Source organism: Kitasatospora sp. NPDC088742, from assembly GCF_055584905.1.
Map to the genome: position 1 here is coordinate 16,367 of NZ_JBVJLD010000029.1, position 13,580 is coordinate 29,946.

A 13,580-nucleotide genomic window follows, 5' to 3' on the forward strand; every position below is an offset into this window, starting at 1 on the left:
ACTCTCGTCAGCCCCCGCCGCCCACAACGGCGAAGGCCGGGGCCGAGCGGAGCGCACGCGCTCCGGCCGACCCCGGCCGTTAGCCTATTCACCCTGGCGGGGGACCACACAGGGACCCCGAAGGTCAGACGTTGACGCCGAAGTCCTGGGCGATGCCGCGCAGGCCCGAGGCGTAGCCCTGGCCGACGGCGCGGAACTTCCACTCGGCGCCGTTGCGGTAGAGCTCGCCGAAGACCATGGCCGTCTCGGTGGAGGCGTCCTCCGAGAGGTCGTAGCGGGCGATCTCGGCGCCGCCGGCCTGGTTCACCACGCGGATGAAGGCGTTGCGGACCTGGCCGAAGTTCTGCTGGCGGTTCTCGGCGTCGTAGATCGAGACCGGGAAGTTGATCCGCAGCACGTCGGCCGGGACGGCGGCCAGGTTGACCTTGATCTGCTCGTCGTCGCCCTCGCCCTCGCCGGTGGTGTTGTCACCGGTGTGCTCGACCGAACCGTCGGCGCTCTTGAGGTTGTTGAAGAAGACGAAGTTGCCGTCCGAGCCGACCTTGCCCTGGTCGTTCAGCAGCAGCGCGCTGGCGTCGAGGTCGAAGTCCGTGCCGGTGGTGGTGCGGACGTCCCAGCCGAGGCCGATGATGACGGCGGTCAGACCGGGCGCCTCCTTGGTGAGCGAGACGTTGCCGCCCTTGCTGAGGCTGACACCCACGAGGTCCTCCAAATGCGCTGATGGTGTTTCACTCTTCCCAACGGCCCGATCGTAGTGCCGGGTTCCCCTCGTCGGGCAGTGACGGGCCCGGCCCGGCCGACATTCCGTCGGACCGGGCCGTTCCCTCAGCGCTGGCGGACCGTCAGAGCGCGTCCACGGCGGCCAGGTACGCCTGCTCGTCACGGGCGTCCGGGAGGCCGTTGACGACCGACCAGCGGACCACGCCCTCCTTGTCGATGACGAAGGTGCCGCGCACCGCGCAGCCCTTCTCCTCGTCGAAGACGCCGTAGGCGCGGGAGACCGCGCCGTGCGGCCAGAAGTCGGAGAGCAGCGGGTACTCCAGGCTCTCCTGCTCGCCGAAGACCCGGAGCGTGAACGGCGAGTCGTTGGAGACCGCGAGCACCTGCACGGCGTCGTTCTGCAGACGCGGCAGCTCCTTCTGGATCGCGCAGACCTCGCCGGTGCAGACACCGGTGAACGCGAACGGGTAGAAGACCAGGACCACGTTCTTCTCGCCGCGGAAGTCGGAGAGCTTCACGAGCTCGCCGTGCTGGTTCTTCAGCTCGAAGTCCGGAGCCTGGGTGCCTACCTCGATGGCCATCCGGCCCTCCCTCTGGATCGAAAGTCACTGCCGCCGCACCGACCGGGGCGGCCACAACCGGCATCCTCGCATCCGATCGGGCCGGTTCCGCCGTACGAGTGAGCCGAGTTCGCCGAACCCACCCCGATTTCGCCCTGGGTGAACACGGAGCTGGACGGCCGCCACAAGCCGGTGCGGGAAACGGACGGGCCCCGCTGGAGCTTCCTCCAGCGGGGCCCGTCAAAGGGTGCTTCCCGGATCAGCGCTTGCCCTGCTTGGCCGCCTTCGGGGTGGCCAGGCGGGTGCCCGCCCAGTCCTTGGCGATCGCCACCGAGCTGGTCTGCGAGAGGCCGGCAGTCTTCGCCGCATCGGCGATCTCGTCCGGCTTCACGTAGCCGTCGCGGCCCGTCTTGGGGGTGAGCAGCCAGATCAGGCCGCCCTCCGCGAGGTACTCGAGGGCGTCCACGAGGGAGTCGGTCAGATCGCCGTCCTCCTCGCGGTGCCACAGCAGGATGCCGTCGGCGACATCGTCGTAGTCCTCGTCGACGAGCTCCGTACCGGTGATCTCCTCGATACCCTCACGGAGATCCTGGTCAGTGTCTTCGTCGTACCCGAGCTCCTGGACGATCTGGCCCTCTTCGAAGCCGAGTCGCTGCGCCGGGTTGGACTTGTCCGCGGGGTCCGCGGTCGCGCTCACGGGAATAACCTCCAGTATTCGGCTCGGCATCCATGCCGAGGCTTGGCCGTAGTCCACACGGGAGTGGCGGTTAGCGCAAGTACCCGCTCGCCCATCCCACCCAAAGGTTGACGCCTACGAGCGGAACACGCCCGGTGAGAGTGTCAGGAATCACACCGATTTGCCCTTTTCTACAGGGGTCGAGGATGCTGCGGGGGCGACAGGCGCGAGAACCGTGAAGATGACCGAGATACGAACGTCATTCGGGGTACGCACCCGTGCGGGCGTAAAGTCTCCTGTTGGCCCTCACCCCGGACGTCCGCCATCGGTCGACCGGGTGCCTGGAAGAGATTTCAGGACAAGGTCGGACCACCTCTTCGTACCACTCGATGGCGCGCACCAGGGGCAAGGAAGCCTCGCGAGCCATCCGGCCGGCCCGCTGACCAGGCGGAACGGTTACCCATCGGTAGATATGACGGATCTCCGAGACGCGGTACACGATGGAGGCGGCGCGACACACCTCAGTTTCGACCGACAGTGAAGGAACAGCGTGGCTTCCGGATCAGATCGCAACCCGATCATCATTGGCGGCCTTCCGAGTCAGGTCCCGGACTTCGACCCCGAGGAGACCTCGGAATGGCTCGAGTCCCTTGACGCGGCCATCGACGAGCGGGGACGCGAGCGCGCCCGCTACCTGATGCTCCGTCTGATCGAGCGCGCCCGCGAGAAGCGTGTCGCCGTGCCCGAGATGCGCAGCACGGACTACGTCAACACCATCGCCACCAAGGACGAGCCGTTCTTCCCCGGCAACGAGGAGATCGAGCGCAAGGTCCTCAACGCGACCCGCTGGAACGCGGCGGTGATGGTCTCCCGGGCCCAGCGCCCGGGCATCGGGGTCGGTGGCCACATCGCCACCTTCGCCTCCTCCGCGTCGCTCTACGACGTCGGCTTCAACTACTTCTTCCGTGGCAAGGACGCCGAGGGCGAGTCCGGCGACCAGATCTTCTTCCAGGGTCACGCCTCCCCCGGCATCTACGCCCGCGCCTTCCTGCTGGACCGACTGACCGAGCGTCAGCTGGACTCCTTCCGCCAGGAGAAGTCCAAGGCCCCCTACGGCCTCTCCAGCTACCCGCACCCGCGGCTGATGCCGGACTTCTGGGAGTTCCCCACCGTCTCGATGGGCCTCGGCCCGCTCGGTGCGATCTACCAGGCCCGGATGAACCGCTACCTGGAGCACCGCGGCATCAAGGACACCTCGTCCTCGCACGTCTACGCCTTCCTCGGCGACGGCGAGATGGACGAGCCCGAGTCGCTCGGCCAGCTCTCGCTGGCGGCCCGCGAGGGCCTGGACAACCTGACCTTCGTGGTCAACTGCAACCTGCAGCGCCTGGACGGCCCGGTCCGCGGCAACGGCAAGATCATCCAGGAGCTGGAGTCGCAGTTCCGCGGCGCCGGCTGGAACGTCATCAAGCTGGTCTGGGACCGCAGCTGGGACCCGCTGCTGGCGCAGGACCGCGACGGCGTGCTGGTCAACAAGCTGAACACCACGGTGGACGGCCAGTTCCAGACCTACGCGACCGAGACCGGCGCGTACATCCGCGAGAACTTCTTCGGCGGTGACCTGCGGCTGCGCAAGATGGTCGAGAGCATGACCGACCAGCAGATCCAGCACCTGGGTCGCGGCGGTCACGACCACGCCAAGGTCTACGCGGCGTACAAGGCGGCCCGCGAGCACAAGGGCCAGCCGACCGTGATCCTGGCCCAGACCGTCAAGGGCTGGACCCTCGGTCCGAACTTCGAGGGCCGCAACGCGACCCACCAGATGAAGAAGCTGACGGTCGAGGACCTCAAGCGCTTCCGCGACCGCCTGCACATCCCGGTCACGGACAAGCAGCTCGACGAGGGCTACCCGCCCTACTACCACCCGGGCAAGGACTCCGAAGAGATCCAGTACATGCACGACCGCCGCAACGAGCTGGGCGGCTACATGCCGACCCGCAAGGTGCGGCCGCGCAAGCTGGAGCTCCCGGGCGACGACGCCTACAAGGCGGTCAAGAAGGGCTCGGGCAACCAGACCATCGCGACCACGATGGCCTTCGTCCGGGTCCTGAAGGACCTGATGCGGGACAAGGGCATCGGCAACCGCTTCGTGCCGATCGCCCCCGACGAGTACCGCACCTTCGGCATGGACTCGCTCTTCCCGTCGGCGAAGATCTACAACCCGCTCGGCCAGACCTACGAGGCGGTCGACCGCGAGCTGCTCCTCGCCTACAAGGAGTCGAAGACCGGCCAGATGCTGCACGACGGCATCTCCGAGGCCGGCTGCACCGCCTCGCTGATCGCCGCCGGTTCGTCCTACGCGACGCACGGCGAGCCGCTGATCCCGGTCTACGTCTTCTACTCGATGTTCGGGTTCCAGCGCACGGGTGACCAGTTCTGGCAGATGGCCGACCAGCTGTCCCGCGGCTTCGTGATCGGCGCCACCGCGGGCCGCACCACGCTGACCGGTGAGGGCCTCCAGCACGCGGACGGCCACTCGCACCTGCTGGCCTCGACCAACCCCGCCGTGGTGGCCTACGACCCGGCCTACGGGTACGAGATCGCGCACATCATGCAGGACGGCATCAAGCGGATGTACGGCACCACGGCCGAGCACCCGCACGGCGAGGACGTGTTCTACTACGTCACCGTCTACAACGAGCCGATCAAGATGCCGGCCGAGCCGGAGGGCGTCGACGTCGACGGCATCCTCAAGGGCATCTACAAGCTCAACGAGGGTGACGCCGGCCAGATCCCGGCGCAGATCCTCGCCTCCGGCGTGGCCGTGCCGTGGGCCCTGGAGGCCCAGCGGATCCTGGCCGAGCAGTGGAACGTCAAGGCCTCGGTGTGGTCGGCGACCTCCTGGAACGAGCTGCGCCGCGACGCGGTGGAGACCGAGGAGTTCAACCTGCTGCACCCGGAGGAGCCGCAGCGCGTCCCGTACGTGACGCGGAAGCTCCAGGGCGCCGAGGGCCCGTTCGTCGCCGTCTCCGACTGGATGCGCGCGGTGCCGGACCAGATCTCGCGCTGGGTGCCGGGCGACTACCAGTCGCTGGGTGCCGACGGCTTCGGCTTCGCCGACACCCGTGGTGCGGCCCGCCGCTTCTTCCACATCGACGCCGAGTCGATCGTGCTGGGCGTGCTGACCGAGCTGGCCAAGCAGGGCAAGATCGACCGCTCCGCCCTCAAGGACGCGATCGACCGCTACCAGCTGCTCGACGTGGCGGCGGCCGACCCGGGCCACGCGGGCGGCGACGCCTGACCGCTCCGCTGAGCTGAGCTGAAGTGACGAAGGGCCGGGCACTCCTGACGGGGTGTCCGGCCCTTCGGGTTCCGCGACGGTCCGTCAGGGGCCGCCCGGGCGCCCCGGTAAAGTGCGCTGGATTTCGCACGCACGCACGGGGGACCAGCTTGCCCAGATACGTTTCCGCGCACGACGTCACGCTCTACCTCGCCGGCGTGACCGGCGGGTTCGCCGCGATGGCCGCCACCTACTTCAGCCGCGGCCTGGCCGCCCCGGAGCTCAGCGACGGGGTGGGCTGGGTCTACGGGCTGGGCTGGCTGTCGCTCGTGCTGGCCGTCGTCGCGCTCTGCGTGACCTCGTCGCGGGGACTGGACGGGGACGTCCCGAAGGGCTGGCTGCTCGCCCTGGGCTGCGGCCTGGTCTCGGCGGTGGCGGCGTACTTCATCGCCGGTGTCTTCCTGAAGGCACCACCGCCCGGCAGCCCGGAGGCCCGGTCGGCCTGGACCGTCTACGAGAAGTCGACCGCCAAGGCGGTCGCGTTCTGGCAGCAGGGCGACACCGCGGTCCGGGTGCGCGAGGACGAACTGCGGGCCTACCGGGCCACCGACGGCGAGGAGCTCTGGCGCCTGCCACTGCCGGGCCGGGAGACGGTCTGCTCGGCCGCCTCGGACCCGGCCGAGACCACCGCCCTGGTCACCACCAGCCGCTCGCTCGGCACCTGCGACACGCTCCGCGCGGTGGACCTGACGGCCGGCCGCTGGACCTGGGGCGAGCAGGGCGTCAAACTCGGTGCCCCGGTCGATGCCAGGGGCCGGCGCCAGCTGGCCGCCGTCACCGCGGGCACCGCGCTGGCCGTCGAGAAGGGGCAGCTGCGGGCGCTGCGCCTGACGGACGGCGGCGAGCTGTGGCGGAGCCCGGCCGGCCAGGGCTGCGAGAACCAGGCGGTGGCCGCCGCCGGGGGCAGGGCCGTCCTGGTCGAGTACTGCGCCACCACCTACCGGCAGGGCCGGGCCGCCGTCCGGCAGCTGGGCACGGCCGACGGGAAGCAGCTGTGGAAGAGCGACCTGGGCACCGAGACCGCCCTGGACGCCCTGGACGTGCTCTCCGCCCGGCCGCCGGTCCTGCGGGTCGCGGAGCAGGACACCCGCGGCCTGCAGGGCGTGCTCGGCTTCTCCGAGCAGGGCGCCCCGGGCAGGCCGGTCCCGGCCTCCGGCCCCGGGTACACCCTCGCCGTGGCGCCGGACAACGAGGTGGCCTCCGCCCCCGTGCCGCGCGCCGTGGTGACGGACGGTCAGCTGATCGCCGCCGTGAAGACCGGAAGCAGTTCGGAGGCCGTGGCCGCCTTCTCGCTGGGCGACGGCGGCCTGCGGTGGCTGGCCGACGCGGGCGACGAGGTCTACGGCCTGACCGTCGGACCGGAGGGCGTCGTGGCGCTGACCGACTACGGCTACGACGCCCAGCTGCTGCGGATCGACCCGCCGAGCGGCGAGACCCGCTCGCGGCAGGTGCTGACCTCGGTGGGCGGTGCCACCGCGTGGCTCGCCCCGGCCCCCGGGCGCTACCTGCTCGGGTACGGGCCCGACCAGTACCGGCCGGTGCTGCACGGCGTGGCGCGCTGACCGCCCGGGTGACCGTGCGCGGGAGACCGACGTGACGGGAGGGGGTGCCGCGAGCTGCGGCACCCCCTCCCGTCGTCGTGCTGACCCGGGGTCAGATGTGCACGGCCGGGCCGGCGTCGTTGGCGCCGCGCTTGGTGAGCAGGCCGAGCAGGGCGGCCGCGAAGGCGACCGCCGCGGCGGCGGCGAAGGCCAGCGACATGCCGCTGACGAAGGACTCGTGGACGGCCGTGGCCATGCCCTGGACCACCTGGTCCGGGGTGCCGGGCGGGGCCGGCGGGGCGAAGCCGAGCTGGGCCGCCTGGTCGAGCCCGGCCTGCTGCTCGGGGCCGACCGGCGGCAGGCCGGCCTTCGCCCAGTTGCCCGGCAGCACGTCGGTCACCTCGGCGGCCATCAACGCGCCGAACACGGCGGTGCCGAGGCTGCCGCCGACCTGCATGGCGGCCTGCTGGAGCCCGCCCGCGACGCCGGAGAGCTCCAGCGGGGCGTTGCCGACGATGACCTCGGTGGCGCCGACCATGACCGGGCTGATGCCCAGGCCCATCAGCACGAACCAGAGCGACATCACGCCGGTGCCCGAGTCGGTGGTGAGGGTGGACATCCCGTACATGGCCACGGTGGTGAGCGTCATGCCGACCACGATCGGGATCCGCGGGCCGACCTTGCCGATCGCGGCGCCGGCCGCCGGGGCGCCGACGATCATCATGCCGGTCATCGGCAGCAGGTGGACGCCGGCGTCGACCGGGGCCATCCCGTGCACGTTCTGGAGGTAGAAGGTCACGAAGAAGATGGCGCCGAAGAAGGCGAAGGCCATCAGGACCATCAGCAGCACGCCGGCCGAGAGCGGCACCGAGCGGAACAGGCTGAGCGGGATCAGCGGCTCCTTGGCCTTGGTCTGCCAGAACGCGAAGAGCACCAGGGCGAGCACCGCGCCGCCGAGGAAGAGCAGGGTGGAGGCGTCCCCCCAGCCCCAGCTCGGGGCCTTGATGATGCCCCAGACCAGGGCGAACATGGCCGCCGAGAGCAGGGCGATGCCGGGCAGGTCGAAGGACTTCACCGCGTTCTCGGAGCGGACGTCGCGCAGGATGACGAGACCGAGCAGGACCGCCGCGATGCCGACCGGCACGTTGATCCAGAACACCGACTGCCAGCTGACGTGCTCGACCAGCAGGCCGCCGACGATCGGGCCGGCCGCGGTGGAGGCGCCGATGACGCCGGCCCAGATGCCGATGGCCATGTTGAGCTTCTCGGCCGGGAAGGCGCCGCGGAGCAGACCGAGCGCGGCCGGCTGGAGCAGGGCGCCGAACAGGCCCTGCAACACCCGGAAGGCGATGACCAGTTGGATGTTGGTGGCGAAGCCGATGGCGGCCGAGGTGAGCGCGAAGCCGGCCGCGCCGACCAGGAAGGTGCCCTTGTGGCCGAAGCGGTCACCGATCTTGCCGGCGGTGATCAGGAAGACCGCGAGCGCCAGCAGGTAGCCGCTGGTCACCCACTGGATGTCGGCGGGCGAGGCGCCCAGGTCGGTCTGGATGGCCGGGTTGGCGATCGCCACCACGGTGCCGTCGAGGGCCACCATCATCACGCCGACCGCGACGGTGAGGAGGGTCAGCCAGGGGTGGCCCTGGAAACGGGCGAGGCCGCCGCCTCCCGGCACGCTGCTCGGCCGGGACGGACCGGCCGCCTCGGCGCTCTTGGTCAGGGACTGGCTCATGTCTGACGAACCCTCCGGTCGGTGCTCGGTGCGGTATGGCGGTGACGCCCCGGCCCACCCGTCCCCACGAGTCGTCCGGCCTGGCGGGCGTCACCGCCGTGCGAGATTATGTCAGTCCCTGACATTCGGCAAACACTGTCTTGTGCTGATGTCTGTCTTGTGCAGGGAGCTGCCATTTGTCAGCGCGCTATCGTTGTCAGCACCGATCCACCAGCCCCGGAGGCCCCGCCGCATGGCCGTGCAGCCCACCTCTCCCGCCACCGCCACGGACGGCTGCCGAGTCCTCGGCCTGCGGGAGCGGAAGAAGCAGCGGACCAGGGACGCCCTGGTCTCCGCCGCCCACCGGCTCTTCCTCGACCACGGCTACGCCCGCACCACCGTCGACGAGATCGCCACCGCCGTGGACGTCTCCCAGCGCACCTTCTTCCGGTACTTCGCCAACAAGGAGGAGGTCGCGCTCGCCATCCTGGCCGACGCCGAGGACCACTTCATCGCGACCCTGCGGGCCCGCCCCGCCGAGGAGAACCCCCTTCAGGCGCTGCGCAGTTCGATCGTCCTGACCTGGCGCGACCTGGCCACCACCGAGGACGACCGGGGCATCACGGCCGCCCTCGAACTCATCCAGCTGATCGAGGAGACCCCGACCCTGCTCGCCGCCCACCTGCGCCGGATCACCGACCAGGAACGGCTGGTGGCCCAGCTGATCGCCGCCCGCGAGGGCCTCGACCCGGCGGTGGACCTGCGGCCGCGGGTGCTCGCCGCGGTCTTCGGCGGGGTGCTGCGCAGTGCCCACCTGGCCTGGAGCGGCGGCGGGTCCGGGCCGGGCCCGGAGGGCATGATCGCCGTCATCGAGTCCCACTTCGACCAGCTCGGCCCGGCCCTGGCCGGCGACTGGCGCTGACTCCCCCGATTCTGACGGCGCGTCACCCCCGTCGTGCGCCCCTTCTCCCGGCCCGCGCGGGCTGGTGCTGCCTTCCCCCGGTGCGCGCGGGTACGTGCCCCCTCACGCCGCCGGTGCCAACTCCCCCGGCCCGTGGGTGCACAGCCGGGCCGTGGCCATCCGCCCCGCCCGGTCCCGACGCGGCCGCTCGTACTCGACCAACGGCCGCCCCGACGCCGGTCAGCCCTCGCGGCGCGGCGCCGCCGGGCCGCGGAGCGGGAGGGGGTGACTGAGCACCAGGTTGGTGGTGGTGCTGCCGAGTTGGGCCAGCTCGTCCACCAGCTCCTCCAGGTGGGCCATCGAGGTGGCCGCGATCTTGAGGACGTAGCAGTCGTCGCCGGTGGTGCGCAGGCACTCCAGGATCTCCGGGCGCTCCGCCAGCAGGCGGCGCAGCGGCTCGTGCCGGCTCCCCGGCCCCGGGTACTTGAGCCGGACGACGGCGGGCACCGGGTACCCCGCCCGCGCCAGGTCCACCTCGGCCCGGTAGCCGGTGACCACCCCGGCCGACTCCAGCCGCCGCACCCGCTCGGTGGCCGCCGAGGCGCTCAGGTTCACCCGCCGGGCCAGCTCGGTGAAGGCGATCCGGCCGTCCCGCTGGAGCTCGGCGAGGATCGCCCAGTCGGTCGGGTCGAGACTCTCGGTCATCCGGCCAATCTACCGGGGATTCCACGGCCGATCGGTGATCATGCCGGGAGGAAGGTCTTCTGACGGGCCCTCGGGATTGCGTAGTTTTGACGGCGTGAAGATCGGCGTGAACGTCCCCAACTTCGGCCCGGGCACCGACCCGGGCATGCTGCGCGCCTGGGCCCGGACCGTCGAGGACCTGGGCTTCGACCTGCTGATGATCTCCGACCACGTGGCCATCACCCCGGACGTGGCCGAGCGCTACCCCGCCCCCTTCTACGAACCCTTCACCACCCTCTCCTGGCTGGCCGGACTGACCAACCGGGTGCGGCTGGGCACCACCGTCCTGATCGCCCCGTACCGCCACCCGCTACTCACCGCCCGGATGGCCGCCAACCTGGACGACCTGAGCGGCGGACGGCTGGTGCTGGGCGTGGGGGTGGGCTGGGCCCGGCAGGAGTTCGAGGCGCTCGGCGTCCCGTTCGAGCGGCGGGGGCGGCTGACGGACGAGCTGCTGCGCGAACTGCGGTCCGGTGAGCGGACGTTCCCGCTGTGGGTCGGCGGCAACAGCGATGCGGGGATGCGGCGGGCCGTGCGGTACGGCGACGCCTGGCACCCGCTGCGGTCCACCATGCCCTGGCTGCGGGACGCCGCCGGACGGCTGGCCGCCCTCGACTCCGCACCCGCCTTCGCACCCCGGATCACCCTGCGGATCACCGAGGCCCCGGTGGACGCGCTCGAACGGCCCGCCGGGACCGGGGCGCTCGGCCAGATCCTCGACGACCTCGCCGAACTGCGCTCCCTGGGCTGCGAGTCGGTGGTCCTCGATCCCTACGGCGGCGATCCGGAGGAGACCCGCCGCCCCGACGCCGCCTGGCAGGCCCTGGCCGCCATGGCCACCTCCCTCTCCTGAACGGAGCCTTCGTGATGACCACCCCTGAGGACCTCCCCCTGCTGCGCCGCGCCATCGCCCTCGCCGACGAGGCCGGGGCCGGCGGGAACCCGCCGTTCGGCTCGCTGCTGGCCTCCGGGGAGGGGGTGGTGCTGGCCGAGGAGCGGAACACCACGCTGACCGACCGGGACATCACCGCCCACCCCGAACTGAAGCTGGCCCGTTGGGCCGCACGGGAGTTGACGCCGGAGGCGGCGGCGGAGACGACGATGTACACCAGCTGCGAGCCGTGCGGGATGTGCGCGACGGCGATCCAGGTGGCCGGCCTGCGCCGGGTCGTCTTCGCCCTCTCCGGCGAGCAACTCCTCACCATCCGCCCGGGCAGCGGCCGCCGGCCCGTCCCGCAGGACGGGCCCGCCCTCTGGGAGGAGGTCCGGGCGGCGGTCGCACCGTACTACCCCCGCTGAGCGGGCGTCAGTCGCCGCGTTCCCGGAAGACGCGGGGCGGCATGGGGTCGGCGGGTTCGCGGAGGACGCCGTTCAGCTGGTCGTAGCGGAAGAAGCGGGCGGTCTCGGTGGAGACGCCGGCCTGTTCGCCGATCTCGTACCAGAAGGCCCCGGCGGCGTAGGCGGCGCGGGCCGCGAGACGTAACTCGCCGTCTAGTTGGGTGAGTTGCTTCTTGGCCTCGGTCTTCCGGGCCGCGGCCAGGGCCACCTCGGCGAGCGCCGCCTCGCGGGCCTCGCGTTCGCGCTGCTGACGGTGGTTCAACTGGCGTTCCCTTCGCTGTCCGAGAGCGCCACCAGACACGCCGGGTCGGTCTCCCACTCGCACCCGCCGCCCACCGGCCGGAGGTAGGCGGCCCTCCCGAGGGTGTCCCGGTACTCCCCCACGCGCCCCGACCTGGTGTCGGTCACCAGTTCGCCGACCTCCGGACGGAGGACGGCCTTGCAGCTTTCGGTCACTGAATGACTCCTCTGTGTCGTCGTTCGGCCTCCACGATGGCGGTCGGCTGGCTAGGCTCGGAAGGGATTTCAACTGGACAGTGGGGGCTGTTGATGAATCTCCGCGACCTGGATCCGTCGGTGTCGCCGCTGGCGGCGTTCGGCATGCAGCTCCGGCGCAGCCGGAAGGCGAGGGGCCTCTCCCAGGCCGACCTCGGGCGCAAGCTCAACTGCTCCGACTCGTACGTGTCCTACATCGAACGCGCCGAGCGCCAGCCCCCACCGTGGTTCGCCCCGAAGGCGGACGAGGTGTTGGAGACGGGCGGGACACTGGAGTTGATGTGGTGGCAGCTCCAGCACTCGATGCTGATCGAGGGCTTCCCGGAGTATGCCCGGGAGGAGTCCAAGGCCGCGGAGATCCGCGTCTTCGAACTCGGCGTCATCCCCGGGCTGCTCCAGACCGCGGGGTACGCACATGCCTATGGTCTCGCTCCGGTGGGCTGGGGTGACGTCACGCGCGAACAGGCGGAGGAACGGATCGCCTTCCTGCTGGCTCGGCAGACCCTGCTCACGAGGAAGGACGGCCCGCTCGTCTACGCCGTCCTGGACGAGAGTTGCCTCCATCGCCCGATCGGAGGTCCGTCCGTGATGGCCGAGCAGCTCGCCCACCTGGAACGGCTCGCCGAGCGCCCCGACCTGGTCCTCCAGATCGCGCCGCACAGTCTCGCGGAACGGCGCCCGCTCAGCGACACGCTGTGGCTGCTGACGATGCCGGATCGCACCGTACTCGGCTATACCGAGACGTTCCAACGCGGATACCTGGAACGGGAGAAATCCACCGTTGCCAAGTGGGAGCGGCTCTATGCTCGGCTCCAGGTCGAGGCACTGTCGCGGACGGACTCACTGGCCCTCATCCGCGCTGCACGAGAGGACTTGGAACATGCGCGCTAACTCGGATCGGCTTTCCTGGCGGAAGAGTTCGTACAGCGGCCAGGGCGGCGAGTGCATCGAGGTGTCCGACCACGTCCCCGGGCTCGTGCCCGTCCGCGACTCCAAGGACCCCGGCGGGCCCGCGCTCCTGTTTCCTGCCGCTGCCTTCGACGCCTTCGTCCGGGCCGTGAAGGCCGGTCACTTCGGCTGAGCCAGTTCGGTGGAATCCGCTCCGGCGGTGGGGTGGCATCGGCACAATCGTCTGCGTGTCCGACTATCTCGAGTTCACCTTTGACGATGGTTCAGCCGTACTGCTGCGGACCTTCCCGGTCCAGGCCACCGCGCCCGCGGGTCCGGCCCCTGCCAACCTGCCGCCCGGGCTGGGGGGCGGGGAGCCGGTGGGGCGGCGGGCGGAGGAGTTGGGCGAGCGGCTGACCGCGCTCGGGGAGGGGGCGCTGCGGACGGCGTTGAGTCCCCTGGTGCCGTTGCTGCAGCAGGTGCACGACACCGTGTCCTCGGTGCCGAGCCGGCCGCACGAGGTGTCGGTGGAGTTCGGGGTGCAGCTGGGGGCGGACCTGAAGCTGGGCGTGGTGGGCGGCAGCGCCGAGGCCAGCCTGACGGTCTCGGCCACCTGGCAGCTCGCGCCGCGCGCTGCCGCCGCGGAGCCCGGCGCGGCCGGCTGACCCG

At 71.0% G+C, this 13,580-nt stretch carries 15 protein-coding genes; 8 read left to right on the forward strand and 7 right to left on the reverse strand.

The window, feature by feature from the left end; genetic code table 11:
- Window positions 1–124: 124 nt before the first annotated feature.
- The 3 genes from ACZ6ZR_RS22390 to ACZ6ZR_RS22400 all read right to left on the reverse strand — a co-directional run bounded on the left by ACZ6ZR_RS22390 (window position 125) and on the right by ACZ6ZR_RS22400 (window position 1,977).
- Window positions 125–700 (reverse strand): TerD family protein, encoded by a 576-nt coding sequence (locus ACZ6ZR_RS22390; RefSeq protein ID WP_465644885.1) that lies wholly within the window; start codon window positions 698–700, stop codon window positions 125–127.
- 142 nt (window positions 701–842) lie between these two features.
- Entirely contained in the window at window positions 843–1,301 is a 459-nt protein-coding gene (locus ACZ6ZR_RS22395) for a peroxiredoxin (RefSeq protein ID WP_465644887.1), read from the reverse strand.
- 238 nt (window positions 1,302–1,539) lie between these two features.
- Window positions 1,540–1,977: a DUF3052 domain-containing protein gene (locus ACZ6ZR_RS22400; protein WP_465644889.1), complete on the reverse strand. Its 438-nt coding sequence runs from the start codon at window positions 1,975–1,977 to the stop codon at window positions 1,540–1,542.
- A gap of 529 nt (window positions 1,978–2,506) precedes the next feature.
- Between ACZ6ZR_RS22400 and aceE the strand changes: the two genes are divergently transcribed.
- Entirely contained in the window at window positions 2,507–5,257 is a 2,751-nt protein-coding gene (gene aceE / locus ACZ6ZR_RS22405) for a pyruvate dehydrogenase (acetyl-transferring), homodimeric type (RefSeq protein ID WP_465644891.1), read from the forward strand.
- A 149-nt stretch (window positions 5,258–5,406) separates the two neighbouring features.
- Complete coding sequence (locus ACZ6ZR_RS22410) at window positions 5,407–6,858, forward strand: outer membrane protein assembly factor BamB family protein (RefSeq protein ID WP_465644893.1); 1,452 nt, start codon at window positions 5,407–5,409, stop codon at window positions 6,856–6,858.
- Window positions 6,859–6,949: 91 nt separating this feature from the next.
- Here ACZ6ZR_RS22410 and ACZ6ZR_RS22415 read toward each other — a convergent pair whose 3' ends face one another.
- Window positions 6,950–8,566 carry an MFS transporter gene (locus ACZ6ZR_RS22415; RefSeq protein ID WP_465644895.1) on the reverse strand — a complete coding sequence of 539 codons (1,617 nt, stop codon included), beginning with the start codon at window positions 8,564–8,566 and terminating at the stop codon, window positions 6,950–6,952.
- Window positions 8,567–8,798: 232 nt separating this feature from the next.
- Here ACZ6ZR_RS22415 and ACZ6ZR_RS22420 point away from each other — a divergent pair, with 232 nt between their 5' ends.
- Complete coding sequence (locus ACZ6ZR_RS22420) at window positions 8,799–9,467, forward strand: TetR/AcrR family transcriptional regulator (RefSeq protein ID WP_465644897.1); 669 nt, start codon at window positions 8,799–8,801, stop codon at window positions 9,465–9,467.
- Between the two features lie 219 nt (window positions 9,468–9,686).
- Here the strand turns inward: ACZ6ZR_RS22420 and ACZ6ZR_RS22425 are convergent, their stop codons facing one another.
- Entirely contained in the window at window positions 9,687–10,151 is a 465-nt protein-coding gene (locus ACZ6ZR_RS22425) for an Lrp/AsnC family transcriptional regulator (RefSeq protein ID WP_465644899.1), read from the reverse strand.
- A gap of 94 nt (window positions 10,152–10,245) precedes the next feature.
- On the opposite strand from ACZ6ZR_RS22425, the gene ACZ6ZR_RS22430 reads away from it, so the two are divergent.
- A complete protein-coding gene (locus ACZ6ZR_RS22430) occupies window positions 10,246–11,043 on the forward strand; it encodes an LLM class flavin-dependent oxidoreductase (protein ID WP_465644901.1) in 798 nt (265 codons plus the stop codon).
- Between the two features lie 14 nt (window positions 11,044–11,057).
- The gene (locus tag ACZ6ZR_RS22435) at window positions 11,058–11,489 is read left to right on the forward strand and encodes a nucleoside deaminase (protein WP_465644903.1); all 432 of its coding nucleotides are present in this window, start codon (window positions 11,058–11,060) and stop codon (window positions 11,487–11,489) included.
- 7 nt (window positions 11,490–11,496) lie between these two features.
- Here ACZ6ZR_RS22435 and ACZ6ZR_RS22440 read toward each other — a convergent pair whose 3' ends face one another.
- A complete protein-coding gene (locus tag ACZ6ZR_RS22440; RefSeq protein WP_465644905.1) occupies window positions 11,497–11,790 on the reverse strand; it encodes a hypothetical protein in 294 nt (97 codons plus the stop codon).
- A complete protein-coding gene (locus tag ACZ6ZR_RS22445; protein WP_465644907.1) occupies window positions 11,787–11,984 on the reverse strand; it encodes a hypothetical protein in 198 nt (65 codons plus the stop codon). Before ACZ6ZR_RS22445 ends, ACZ6ZR_RS22440 begins: the two co-directional genes overlap by 4 nt.
- A gap of 93 nt (window positions 11,985–12,077) precedes the next feature.
- On the opposite strand from ACZ6ZR_RS22445, the gene ACZ6ZR_RS22450 reads away from it, so the two are divergent.
- Genes ACZ6ZR_RS22450 through ACZ6ZR_RS22460 form a run of 3 tightly spaced genes read left to right on the forward strand, consistent with a single transcriptional unit; the run spans window position 12,078 to window position 13,576 of the window.
- Window positions 12,078–12,914 carry a helix-turn-helix domain-containing protein gene (locus tag ACZ6ZR_RS22450; RefSeq protein ID WP_465644909.1) on the forward strand — a complete coding sequence of 279 codons (837 nt, stop codon included), beginning with the start codon at window positions 12,078–12,080 and terminating at the stop codon, window positions 12,912–12,914.
- Window positions 12,904–13,104 carry a DUF397 domain-containing protein gene (locus tag ACZ6ZR_RS22455; protein ID WP_465644911.1) on the forward strand — a complete coding sequence of 67 codons (201 nt, stop codon included), beginning with the start codon at window positions 12,904–12,906 and terminating at the stop codon, window positions 13,102–13,104. Before ACZ6ZR_RS22450 ends, ACZ6ZR_RS22455 begins: the two co-directional genes overlap by 11 nt.
- Before the next feature lie 55 nt (window positions 13,105–13,159).
- Window positions 13,160–13,576 (forward strand): CU044_2847 family protein, encoded by a 417-nt coding sequence (locus ACZ6ZR_RS22460; protein ID WP_465644913.1) that lies wholly within the window; start codon window positions 13,160–13,162, stop codon window positions 13,574–13,576.
- Window positions 13,577–13,580 lie beyond the last annotated feature (4 nt).